10 protein-coding genes are annotated in these 12,108 nt (G+C 67.6%); 8 read left to right on the top strand and 2 right to left on the bottom strand.

The window, feature by feature from the left end; all coding sequences use genetic code 11:
* The first annotated feature begins 74 nt into the window (after positions 1 to 74).
* From MTY59_RS21610 to MTY59_RS21600, 3 genes are all read left to right on the top strand, one after another.
* Positions 75 to 791, top strand: coding sequence for an MgtC/SapB family protein (locus tag MTY59_RS21610; protein ID WP_221042968.1), 717 nt, complete (start codon positions 75 to 77; stop codon positions 789 to 791).
* A gap of 42 nt (positions 792 to 833) precedes the next feature.
* On the top strand, positions 834 to 1,778 hold the full coding sequence (locus MTY59_RS21605; protein WP_221042967.1) for a sterol desaturase family protein: 945 nt from the start codon (positions 834 to 836) through the stop codon (positions 1,776 to 1,778).
* Positions 1,779 to 1,873: 95 nt separating this feature from the next.
* Positions 1,874 to 2,554 (top strand): Rv1815 family serine proteinase, encoded by a 681-nt coding sequence (locus tag MTY59_RS21600; protein WP_221042966.1) that lies wholly within the window; start codon positions 1,874 to 1,876, stop codon positions 2,552 to 2,554.
* A gap of 6 nt (positions 2,555 to 2,560) precedes the next feature.
* Here MTY59_RS21600 and MTY59_RS21595 read toward each other — a convergent pair whose 3' ends face one another.
* Positions 2,561 to 3,007 (bottom strand): nitroreductase/quinone reductase family protein, encoded by a 447-nt coding sequence (locus tag MTY59_RS21595; protein ID WP_221042965.1) that lies wholly within the window; start codon positions 3,005 to 3,007, stop codon positions 2,561 to 2,563.
* Positions 3,008 to 3,130: 123 nt separating this feature from the next.
* Between MTY59_RS21595 and MTY59_RS21590 the strand changes: the two genes are divergently transcribed.
* The 3 genes from MTY59_RS21590 to MTY59_RS21580 all read left to right on the top strand — a co-directional run bounded on the left by MTY59_RS21590 (position 3,131) and on the right by MTY59_RS21580 (position 5,990).
* The gene (locus MTY59_RS21590) at positions 3,131 to 3,814 is read left to right on the top strand and encodes a TetR/AcrR family transcriptional regulator (RefSeq protein ID WP_221042964.1); all 684 of its coding nucleotides are present in this window, start codon (positions 3,131 to 3,133) and stop codon (positions 3,812 to 3,814) included.
* A 132-nt stretch (positions 3,815 to 3,946) separates the two neighbouring features.
* Positions 3,947 to 4,447, top strand: a complete 501-nt coding sequence (locus tag MTY59_RS21585; RefSeq protein WP_221042963.1) for a VOC family protein — start codon at positions 3,947 to 3,949, stop codon at positions 4,445 to 4,447.
* A gap of 49 nt (positions 4,448 to 4,496) precedes the next feature.
* Positions 4,497 to 5,990: an FAD-binding protein gene (locus MTY59_RS21580; protein WP_221042962.1), complete on the top strand. Its 1,494-nt coding sequence runs from the start codon at positions 4,497 to 4,499 to the stop codon at positions 5,988 to 5,990.
* Between the two features lie 3 nt (positions 5,991 to 5,993).
* On the opposite strand, the gene bacA is transcribed toward MTY59_RS21580, so the two are convergent.
* On the bottom strand, positions 5,994 to 7,913 hold the full coding sequence (gene bacA, locus MTY59_RS21575; RefSeq protein ID WP_221042961.1) for a vitamin B12 ABC transporter pemease/ATP-binding protein BacA: 1,920 nt from the start codon (positions 7,911 to 7,913) through the stop codon (positions 5,994 to 5,996).
* A gap of 92 nt (positions 7,914 to 8,005) precedes the next feature.
* Between bacA and MTY59_RS21570 the strand changes: the two genes are divergently transcribed.
* The gene (locus MTY59_RS21570) at positions 8,006 to 9,649 is read left to right on the top strand and encodes an acetolactate synthase (protein WP_221042960.1); all 1,644 of its coding nucleotides are present in this window, start codon (positions 8,006 to 8,008) and stop codon (positions 9,647 to 9,649) included.
* 71 nt (positions 9,650 to 9,720) lie between these two features.
* Complete coding sequence (gene secA2 / locus MTY59_RS21565; protein WP_221042959.1) at positions 9,721 to 12,069, top strand: accessory Sec system translocase SecA2; 2,349 nt, start codon at positions 9,721 to 9,723, stop codon at positions 12,067 to 12,069.
* Positions 12,070 to 12,108: the final 39 nt, after the last annotated feature.

Below are 12,108 nucleotides of genomic sequence, written 5' to 3'. Positions count from 1 at the left end.
CGGGGCCGCCACCGTCATCGCCCGGCACGGCCCGGGGGATACTCGAGAACGAGTCCCAGGGGAGGAGTGAGTCGTTGGAGACGCTGAGCGCTCTCGATTTCCTGCTCCGACTGGGCGTCGGCGTGGGGTGCGGGTCCCTCATCGGCCTGGAACGGCAATGGCGGGCGCGGCGGGCCGGCCTACGCACCAACGCACTCGTGGCCGGCGGCGCGACGCTTTTCGTGCTCTACGCGGCGGCCACCTCCGACACCAGCCCCACCCGGGTCGCCTCCTATGTCGTGTCAGGCATCGGGTTCCTCGGTGGTGGCGTGATCCTCCGGGAGGGGGTCAACGTCCGGGGCCTCAACACCGCCGCGACCCTGTGGTGCTCGGCGGCGATCGGCGTGCTGGCCGCTTCCGGGCACCTGGTGTTCGCGCTGATCGGCACCGGCACCGTCATCGGCATCCACCTGCTGGGGCGCCCACTGGGCCGGCTGATCGACCGCGACAACAGCGCCGAAGAAGACGAGAGCCTGGTGCCGTACCTCGTGCAGGTGGTCTGCCGTCCGAAGCACGAGAAGTACGCGCGGGCCCAGATCGTCCAGCACGCCGGCAGCAACGACATCACGCTTCGCGGAATCCATACCGGCAACCCGGACGGCGACGAGGTCACCCTGACCGCCCACCTCCTGATGAACGGCGACGCCCCGGCCCGGCTGGAGCGGCTGGTGGCGGAACTGTCGCTGCTACCGGGCGTCCGTGCGGTGCAGTGGTATGCCGGAGACGAAGCGCAGTCCGACGATCGTCGCTGAGGGGCGCCCGGCCGATGCAGCGCTCGTCGTAGTCTTACCCGTGTGAGTGCCCTGTCAGGCTTCCTGTCCGCCCTGCCTCCGCAGATGCGGGATCCGGTGCTGGTGGCCATCCCGTTCTTTCTGCTGCTGTTGACCCTCGAATGGACCGCGGCCAGGAAACTGGAACACTTCACGGCCGAGGCCGCCGACACGGCGCGGCCGGCATCGGGGGCGCACCTGACCCGCGATTCGGTGGCGAGCATCTCGATGGGGCTGGTGTCGGTGGCCACCACGGCCGGCTGGAAGACCCTGGCTCTGCTCGGCTATGCCGCGATCTATGCCTACGTGGCACCCTGGCACCTGTCGGCGACGCATTGGTACACCTGGGTCGTCGCGATTCTCGGCGTGGACCTGCTGTACTACGCCTATCACCGGATCGCGCACCGGGTGCGATTGATCTGGGCGACCCACCAGGCCCATCACTCCAGCGAGTACTACAACTTCGCTACGGCGCTGCGCCAGAAATGGAACAACAGCGGCGAGATCTTGATGTGGATCCCGTTGCCGCTGTTGGGAATTTCGCCGTGGATGGTGTTTTTCAGCTTCTCGTTGAACTTGATCTACCAGTTCTGGATTCACACCGAGCGGATCGACAAGTTGCCGCGGCCGTTCGAGTTCCTGTTCAACACGCCGTCGCATCACCGGGTGCATCACGGGATGGACAAGATCTACCTCGACAAGAACTACGGCGGCATCTTCATCGTCTGGGACCGGCTCTTCGGGACCTTCCAGGCCGAGCTGTTCCGGCCGCATTACGGCCTCACGAAGCGCGTGGACACGTTCAACATCTGGACGTTGCAGACCCGGGAATACGTCGCGATCGCCCGCGACTGGCGATCGGCGACGCGCCTGCGCGATCGGTTGGGTTACGTGTTCGGCCCGCCGGGCTGGTTGCCGCGGGCGGCCCGTCACACCGAGGCCGGAACCCCGGCCGTGACCTCCCTGTAACATTTGCGCGGGCCCGCGCGAAAAGCTGAGCGTGGAGGAACGGTTACGCCGTAACCTCGGCCTCCCGTCGGTATCGGCCCGATGGATCGGAGTTCATGGTGCGTCGTCTGGCAACGCGCGCGTTCGCCGCGTCGGCCACGGTCGTGGCCCTCGCCTCCGTTGTGTCGGCCGCGCCGGCCAAAGCCGACGTCGTGGTGTATCCGGGCATGGAGATTCGCCAGGACAACCGCGTCTGCACGCTGGGATACGTCGACCCCGGCCTGAAAATCGCGTTCACCGCGGGGCACTGCCGGGGCGGGGGCAGCGGTGTGGTGACGGATCGGGGCGGTGCCGTCATCGGCCGGATGGCGGCGTTCCGGGACAACACCCCCAGCGGAACCACGGTGTCCACGAGCCAGGTGATCAACGACTACGAAGCGATCGTGCTGGACAACAGCGTCATGGCGAACAACATCCTGCCGGGCGGCCGGCCGTTGGTCTCCGATCCCGGCCTGACGCTTGCGCCCGGGCAGCCGGTCTGCCATTTCGGCGTGATCACCGGGGAAACCTGCGGGACGGTGGAGAGCGTGAACAACGGTTGGTTCACCATGTCGCACGGCGTGCAGAGCCATAACGGGGATTCGGGCGGACCGGTGTATCTGGCGCCCAGTGGCGGTCCCGGCCAGATCGTCGGCATCTTCAACAGCGTGTGGGGGGACTTTCCGGCCGCGGTGTCGTGGGGGGCTACTTCGGAAGAGGTCCGCGAGGACCTCGGAGTGCGCGACAACGCGCACTAGGGTCGGTCAGCCCGTCGGGGTTAGCGCGAAGACCGGAATCGAAGGTGCGCCGGCGCGGAACTGTTCGTCGGTGCTGTCCGGGGTCAACCCGGCGACATAGTCCTTGACCTGCCAATACCATCTGGCCAGGTAGCACCGCAGCAGCTCGGGCTTGGCCGCGTCGTCGACCTCGTCGGCCCGCATGCGTCGCCGGTGCCAGCGAGGACCCACCTCGACGACGGATGCGGCCCGGACATTGCGCGCCCACTGGGTATTGCCGCGCGGCGAGACCAGGTAGTCCACGCCGTCGACGGTCAGCAGGTTGATCACCACCGCGCGTTGTTTACCGGTTTTGCGGCCGCGGACGCGCAGCGCCCGGGTCCCGGCGATGCTGATGCCCGCCTCGGCAAGCCAGCGGATGACCCCGTTGGCGGCGCGGGCGACCCGGTTCGGTTCTTCATAGCGGGTGGACATGATGCGTGCCTCTCAGCGAATTCTGCTCAAACTTTTGAGAGCGGTGCTCTCTGATCTGAACACGCTGCCACAACCCGCCGCGGAAAGCAAGAGCGGTGTTCTCGGTTGTGTCAGACTGGCCGCGTGGGCAAACGTCAGGAATCGCGGGAGCAGATCGAGGCACGCATCATCGAACTCGGTCACCGCCAACTGGCGGAGCGCGGCGCGGCCCGATTGTCGGTCCGGGCCATAGCCCGCGACCTGGGCATGGTGTCCTCGGCGGTGTACCGCTACGTGTCCAGCCGCGACGAATTGCTGACCCTGCTGCTGGTCGACGCCTATTCCGACCTGGCCGACGCCGTGGATCGCGCCCGCGAGAAGGCGGGCGACCTGTGGACCGACGACGTCGTCGCCATCGCGCGGGCGACGCGGGGCTGGGCGATCGCACACCCGGCGTGCTGGGCCCTGCTGTACGGCAGTCCCGTTCCCGGATATCACGCGCCGCCCGAGCGCACGGTCGCGGTGGGGACCCGGGTGGTCGCGGCGTTGTTCGACGCGGTGGCGGCAGGAATCACCACCGGCGATATCCGGCTGACGAATGATCTTGCCCCGCAACCGATGTCATCCGACTTCGAGCGGATTCGTCACGAATTCGGATTCCCCGGTGATGACCGGGTGCTCGCCAAGTGCTTTTTGCTGTGGGCGGGGGTCCTGGGTGCGATCAGCCTCGAGGTGTTCGGGCAGTACGGCGCCGATACGCTGACCGACCCGGAGACCGTCTTCGACGCCCAGCTGCGGCTGCTGGTGGATGTCCTGACCCAGCATTGATGACTCGCGACGACCGCGGGCATTAAGAATTAGAACGTGTTCATCCGACGATTCGACGGCGCGAACGGCTCGTCATGGCAAATTTATCGGGCCCTTTCTGGCGGCCCCGGGACTCGACTATTCTGCGAGGCGATGACGCTTCCCGTTCAATCACCGACGCAGATCGCCTGGGTCACCGCCGACCTTGATGCCACCGAAACGGCCCTCACCGGCCTGTTAGGTGCGCGAAAGTGGGTGCGCATACCCGATGTGCACTTTGCTCCGGACGCGTGCAGCTACCACGGCCGGCCCGCCGACTTCTTTGCCAGCATCTCGTTGAGCTACCTCGGCGACATGCAACTGGAACTGATCCAACCGGTCCGTGGCGAGAACATCTATAGTGACTTTCTGTCCGAGTGCGGGCCCGGTTTGCACCACATCTGCATGGAGGTCGAAAGCCCCGAGCGACTGGAGGCAGCGGTGACCGAGGCCGCCGAGCGGGGCGCCGTGGTTGTGCAGCGAGGCGCGATGCCCGGCGGCATCCAATTCGCCTACCTATCAGCGCCGCAGGCGGCCGTGCCATATGTGGAGCTTGCGTACGTTTCGCCCGAGATGAGGGCGTTTTACGACTACATCAAAAAGGAGCAGCGGTGAGCCGCGCCGGCGACGGCGCGGAACACAGCGATGAAAAGGAGTGGCGCCAATGAGCACGGAGGTACCGGCGACAGTCAGTGCGGACGGCATGACCGAGTGGTCGGACGACGTCGACGTCTTGGTGATCGGTTTCGGCATCGCCGGCGGGTGTGCCGCGGTGAGCGCGGCTGCGGCCGGCGCGCGGGTGCTGGTGCTCGAACGTGCGGCCGCGGCGGGCGGCACCACTTCGCTTGCCGGGGGCCACTTTTACCTCGGTGGCGGGACGGCGGTGCAGCAGGCGACCGGCCAGGACGATTCCGTCGAGGAGATGTACAAGTACCTGGTCGAGGTGTCGCGTGAACCCGAATTGGACAAGATCCGCGCCTACTGCGACGGCAGCGTCGAGCATTTCAACTGGCTGGAAGACCTGGGTTTCCAGTTCGAGCGCAGCTACTACCCGGGCAAGGTCGTCGTCCCACCGGGCACCGAGGGGCTGAGCTACACCGGCAATGAGAAGGTCTGGCCCTTCTGCGAGCGGGCCAAGCCGGCGCCGCGCGGGCACTCGGTGCCGGTGCCCGGCGAATTGGGCGGTGCCAGCATGGTTGTCGACCTGCTGCTCAAGCGCGCCGACGACCTGGGCGTGCAGATCCGTTACGAGACCGGGGTCACCAACCTGGTCACCGACAACGACGGCGCCGTGGTCGGCGTCGCGTGGAAGCATTTCACCGAAACCGGTGCCACCAAGGCCAAGTCCGTCATCATCGCGGCGGGCGGATTCGCGATGAACCCGGAGATGGTCGCCGAGCACACACCCGCGCTGGGCCAGGAGCGACGCACCAAACATCACGGCACGGTGGCGCCCTACATCCTGGGCAATCCCAACGACGACGGGCTGGGCATCCGGATGGGTGTGTCGGCGGGCGGCGCGACCAAGAACATGGACGAGCTGTTCATCACCGCCGCGGCCTATCCGCCCGAGGTTTTGCTGACCGGTGTGATCGTCAACAAGGAGGGCCGGCGGTTCGTCGCCGAGGACTCCTACCACTCGCGGACTTCGGCTTTCGTGCTGGAGCAGCCGGAGCAGACGGCGTATCTGATCGTCGACGAGGCGCACACGGAGATGCCGGCCATGCCGCTGATCCGGTTCCTCGATGGGTACGAGACGATCGCGGAAATGGAAGCGGCGCTTGGCATTCCGGCGGGAAACCTCGCCGCCACGCTGGATCGCTACAACAACCACGCCGCGGCGGGCGAGGATCCCGATTTCCACAAGCAGCCGGAATTCCTTGCACCCCAAGACAATGAACCCTGGGCGGTGTTCGATCTGTCGCTGGGTCGGGCGATGTACTCGGGATTCACCATCGGCGGGCTCGCGGTGACGGTCGACGGTGAGGTGCAGCGGGCCGACGGCAGCGTGGTGCCCGGTTTGTACGCGGCGGGCGCGTGCGCGTCCAACCTCGCCCAGGACGGCAAGGGCTACGCCAGCGGGACGCAGCTGGGCGAGGGGTCGTTCTTCGGGCGCCGCGCCGGAGCGCACGCGGCCCAGCGGGCCGGGGAAGCCTGAGCGCTAGACCTGCGCGGGTTCCTTCTCGACCGGGCCCAGTTGCCAGGGGCCGCCGCCGAGCAGGTGCAGCTGCTGCTCGTGGTGCTGCTCGACGGTGGGCCGGTGGCTCACGCTGACCATGACGCACTCCGGCAGCTCGGCCCGAACCAATTGATACAGCGCGAATTCCAGGCCCTCGTCCAGCGCGGAGGTGGCCTCGTCGAGGAAGACGGCCTTGGGCTTGGTGAGCAGGATGCGCGCGAAGGCGACGCGCTGCTGCTCGCCCGGCGACAGCACCTTGGCCCAATCGTGGTCTTCGTCCAGCCGGCTGATCAGCGGCGCCAGCGCCACCTTGGTGAGCACGTCGTGCAGCTGCTCATCGGAAATCTCGTCCGGCGAATTCGGATAGGCCACCACGGTGCGCAGGTTGCCGAGCGGCACATACGGCAGCTGTGACAGAAACATCGTCGCGTTGTCGCCGTCCGGGCGGCACAGGGTTCCCGAGGCGTACGGCCACAGCTCGGCCAGGCTGCGCAGCAGCGTCGTCTTGCCGGCCCCGGAGCGGCCGGTGATCACCAGCGTGTCGCCGTGATCGAGCTGGATGTCCAGCGAGTCGACCAGTTGGTCGCCGTCCGGCGTGCGCACCTCGATGCCGCGGAGTTCGACGGCCGTCTCTTCGCTGGGTTTGACCAGAATGGCCGGCAGCGCGCGGCCCTTGCTGTTGGCGTCCACCAGCCCGTGCAATCGGATGATCGCGGCCCGAAAGGAGGCGAACGCGTCGTAGTTGTTGCGGAAGAACGACAACGACTCCTCGATCTGCCCGAAGGCCACCGCGGTCTGGGTGACATCGCCGAAGTGAATCCGGCCGGCGAACAACCGCGGCGCCTGAATCACCCAGGGCAGCGGAACGATCGCCTGGGTCATCGACCAGTTCCATCCGTTGAAGATGATGGTTCGGCGAACGAATCTGCGGTAGTTCTCGATGATCGGCGTGAAGCGGCGCCCCAGCTGTCGGCGCTCGACCCGTTCACCGCGGTAGAAGCCCACCGCCTCGGCCGCATCGCGCAAGCGGACCAGCGCGTAACGAAATGCCGCATTGAGCTTTTCGTTGTTGAAGCTGAGCCAGATCAACGGCCGCCCCAGCCAGAACGCGACCACCGTGGCCACCAGCACGTAGACCAACACCACCCAGAACATGGCACGCGGCAGGTTGACGCCCGCGACGGTCAGGTCGCCGGACAGATTCCACAGGATCGCGGCGAATGAGATCACGGAGGCCATCGCGTTGACGGCGCCGAAGAGCAATGTGTTGGTCGTACCGTTGGTCGGGGCGTTCGGAGTGCCGCCGGCATTGGCGGTGAAGATGTCGATGTCCTGCTGGATGCGCTGGTCGGGGTTGTCGATGGTGTTGTCGATGAAGAGGTCCCGGTAGTACGCCCTGCCACCGAGCCAGTCGTCGGTGAGGCTGCCGGTCAGCCAGACCCGCCAGGCGATGATGAAGCGCTGGGTCAGGTAGATGTCCGCCATGACCCGGATGACGAACAGCGTCGCGAGCAGGATGAATATCGCGATCGACACCCAAAAGCCATGCACCCCAGACTGTTTGACGCTCTCCTCGCCGGACGCCATGCCTTGCACCGCTATCTGCACCGCCGTGCTCAAGTCGTTGGACTGATAGCTGAGTAATACGTTGAGCCGCACGGACAGAACGACCGATAACAGCAAGACACCGAGCATCAGCCACACCTTGATGCTCGCCGAGCCGACAAAGTATCCCCGCGTGATCCGCCAGAACTGCTGGCCCCAGGGGGTGAGGTAGCGCAAGCCGACCAGCACAACCAGGAGGCAGACGGCGCCGATCACCCACGCTATGACGATCCACCGCAACGAATCCATGAGTGCCGCCGACCAGTCGATCGATGGCGTGAACGGCTTCGAGCCCACGGTCGTGCCTCCTTAACGTGGCGGTGGTCGGACTCTGGTCGACTTCAAATCCTTCGGCGAAGGTACCCGACGGATCTGGCTAGGCTGCGGTCATGACTACCGACGCCATCCCCGCACAAACATTGCACGCCGGCCGACTTGTCGCGCGGCGCCTGCGGGCCAGCGGCGTGGACACCGTCTTCACGCTGTCCGGCGGCCATCTGTTTTCCATCTACGACGGCTGCCGCGAGGAGGGCATTCGGCTGATCGACACCCGTCATGAGCAGACGGCGACCTTCGCCGCCGAGGGGTGGTCGAAGGTGACGCGGTCGCCGGGCGTGGCCGCGCTGACGGCGGGACCGGGCATCACTAACGGGATGAGCGCGATGGCGGCGGCACAGCAGAACCAATCGCCGCTGGTGGTGCTGGGCGGACGCGCGCCGGCGCAGCGCTGGGGCATGGGCTCGCTGCAGGAGATCGACCACGTGCCGTTCGTGGCGCCGCTTTCCCGCTACGCCGCCACCGCACAGTCGGCCGGCGACGCCGGCCGGCTCGTCGACGACGCGCTGCGGGCGGCGGTCGGTGCGCCGTCGGGCGTGGGGTTCGTGGACTTCCCGATGGACCATGCGTTCTCCATGTCCGACGATGACGGCCGGCCCGGCGCCCTCGTCGACCTGCCGCCGGGCCCGGCACCCGACGGCCAAGCGCTGAGCCGCGCCGCCGCGTTGCTGTCCGGGGCGCAGCGGCCGGTGATCATGGCGGGCACCAACGTCTGGTGGGGACACGGGGAGGCGGCCCTGCTGCGCCTTGCCGAGGAACTCCAGATCCCGGTGCTGATGAATGGGATGGCCCGCGGCGCCGTTCCCGCCGATCATCCATTGGCGTTCTCCCGGGTTCGCGGAAAAGCGTTGGGGGAGGCCGACGTTGCGCTGATCGTCGGCGTGCCGATGGATTTCCGGCTCGGCTTCGGCGCGGTGTTCGGGGCGCAAACCCAGCTCATCGTGGCGGACCGGGTCGAGCCCGAACGCCGCCACCCGCGGCCGGTGCAGGCCGAGCTCTACGGCGACCTGTTGACGATCCTCGCGGCCTTGGCCCCCGCCACGGGGACCGATCACCGGGACTGGATCGGCGAACTGCGAACCGCCGAGACCGCCTCGCGCGCCGCGGAGAAGGCCGAGCTGGCCGACGAGCGCATCCCGCTGCACCCCATGCGGGTCTACGCGGAGCTCGCACCCATGCTGGATCGCGACGCGATCATCGTCATCGACGCCGGTGATTTCGGGTCGTACGCCGGCCGGGTGATCGACAGCTATCAACCGGGGTGCTGGCTGGACAGCGGCCCCTTCGGCTGCCTGGGATCGGGCCCCGGCTACGCGCTGGCCGCCAAGCTGGCCCACCCGGATCGTCAGGTGGTGCTGCTGCAGGGCGACGGCGCGTTCGGCTTCAGCGGCATGGAATGGGACACCCTGGTCCGGCACAACGTGCCCGTCGTGTCCGTGATCGGCAACAACGGCATCTGGGGGCTCGAACACCACCCGATGAAAGCTCTCTATGGCTATTCGGTGGTGGCCGAGTTGCGCCCGGGGACACGCTACGACGAGGTGGTGCGCGCCCTGGGCGGCCACGGCGAGCTGGTCGCCGCACCCGGCGAGCTGCGGCCCGCGCTGGAGCGCGCCTTCGCCAGCGGGCTGCCCGCCGTCGTCAATGTGCTCACCGACCCCGACGTCGCGTATCCACGCCGCTCGAACCTCGCCTGAGTTGCGCGCGGCCTGCAGTGTCGCCCGACTGGCTTGAGCCCGCGCGGGAAGTCACCGCGTACCGTTGACCTGTGCCTAAGACGACCCGCGCTCAACCCGGCCGGCTGAGCAGCCGCTTTTGGAAGCTGCTCGGCGCCAGCACCGAAAAGGACCGCAGCCGCTCCCTCACCCAGGTCACCGACTCGTCGGAGTACGACGACGAGGCGGCCGGGCTGACCGACGAGCAGCTACGCAAGGCGGCCGGGCTGCTCAACCTCGAGGACCTGGCGGATTCCGAGGACATCCCGCAGTTCCTCGCCATCGCGCGCGAGGCGGGCGAGCGGGCCAGTGGGCTGCGGCCGTTCGACGTGCAGCTGCTGGGCGCGTTGCGGATGCTGGCCGGCGACGTCATCGAGATGGCCACGGGTGAGGGCAAGACGCTCGCGGGCGCGATCGCCGCGGCCGGATACGCACTGGCCGGGCGGCACGTGCACGTCGTGACCATCAACGACTACCTGGCCCGTCGCGACGCGGAATGGATGGGCCCCGTCATCGAGGCCATGGGCCTGACGGTCGGCTGGATCACCGCCGAGTCCAGCAGCGAGGAACGACGGGCCGCCTACGGCTGCGACGTCACCTATGCCTCGGTCAACGAGATCGGCTTCGACGTCCTGCGCGATCAACTGGTGACCGATGTCGCCGACCTGGTGTCGCCCAACCCCGACGTGGCCCTGATCGACGAGGCCGACTCGGTGCTGGTCGACGAGGCGCTGGTGCCGTTGGTGCTGGCCGGAACCACCCACCGGGAGACGCCGCGCCTGGAGATCATCGAGCTGGCCGGCCGGCTGGAGGCCGGCACCGATTACGACACCGACGCCGACAGCCGCAACGTGCACCTGACCGAGGTCGGCGCCCGCAAGGTCGAAAAGGCGCTCGGCGGGATAGACCTGTACTCCGAGGAACACGTCGTCACCACCCTGACCGAGATCAACGTCGCGCTGCACGCGCACGTGCTGCTGCAGCGCGATGTGCACTACATCGTCCGCGACGACGCGGTGCACCTGATCAACGCCGCGCGGGGCCGCATCGCGCAGCTGCAGCGCTGGCCCGACGGCCTGCAGGCCGCCGTCGAGGCCAAGGAGGGCATCGAGACCACCGAAACCGGCGAGGTGCTCGACACCATCACCGTCCAGGCGCTGATCAATCGCTACGCGACCGTGTGCGGCATGACCGGCACCGCGCTGGCCGCCGGCGAGCAGCTGCGCCAGTTCTACAAGCTCGGCGTATCCCCAATTCCGCCGAATGAGCCCAACATTCGCGAGGACGAATCCGATCGGGTGTACATCACCGCGGCGGCCAAGAACGACGCGATCGTCGCGCACATCGCCGAGGTGAACGAGACCGGGCAGCCGGTACTGGTGGGCACCCGCGACGTGGCCGAATCCGAGGACCTGCACGAGCGGCTGCTGCGCCGCGGCGTGCCCGCGGTGGTGCTGAACGCGAAAAACGACGCCGAGGAAGCCCAGGTGATCGCCGAGGCGGGCAAGTTCGGCGTGGTCACCGTCTCGACGCAGATGGCCGGGCGCGGCACCGACATCCGGCTCGGTGGCTCCGACGAAGCCGACCACGACCGGGTCGCCGAGCTGGGCGGCCTGCACGTCGTCGGAACGGGGCGGCACCACACCCAGCGCCTGGACAACCAGCTGCGCGGCCGGGCCGGCCGTCAGGGCGACCCGGGGTCGTCCGTCTTCTTCTCCAGTTGGGAGGACGACGTCGTCGCCGCCAACCTCGATTACAACAAGCTGCCGACCCAGACCGACGAGGACGGAAAGATCGTCAGCCCGAAGGCGGCGGGCCTGCTCGACCACGCCCAGCGCGTGGCCGAGGGCCGGATGCTGGACGTGCACGCCAACACCTGGCGCTACAACCAGTTGATCGCCCAGCAGCGCGCCATCATCGTGGACCGGCGTAATACGTTGCTGCGCAACCCGACCGCGCGTGAGGAGCTCGCTGAGCTGGCACCCAAGCGCTACAAGGAGCTGGCCGAGGTGGGGGTACCTCCCGCTCGCGGGGGAATCTCCGAAGAGCGGCTGGAGACGATCTGCCGGCAGATCATGCTCTATCACCTCGACCGCGGCTGGGCCGACCACCTGGCGTATCTGGCCGACATCCGCGAGAGCATCCACCTGCGGGCGCTGGGCCGGCAGAACCCGCTGGACGAGTTTCACCGGTTGGCCGTGGACGCGTTCGCGTCGCTGGCCGCGGACGCGATCGAGGCGGCCCAGCAGACGTTCGAAACGGCCAACGTCCTCGAAGAGGAGCCCGGTCTGGACCTGTCCAAACTGGCGCGGCCGACGTCGACGTGGACCTACATGGTCAACGACAACCCGCTGTCGGACGACACCCTGTCCACCCTGAGCCTGCCCGGGGTCTTCCGCTAGTCCGTCGTGCGGACCGCGGCGCTTCCGCGTTAAGGTCAC

This window comes from Mycobacterium senriense (assembly GCF_019668465.1).
Taxonomy (GTDB): Bacteria; Actinomycetota; Actinomycetes; order Mycobacteriales; family Mycobacteriaceae; genus Mycobacterium; species Mycobacterium senriense.
This window is presented reverse-complemented; position numbering and strand designations above follow the sequence as displayed.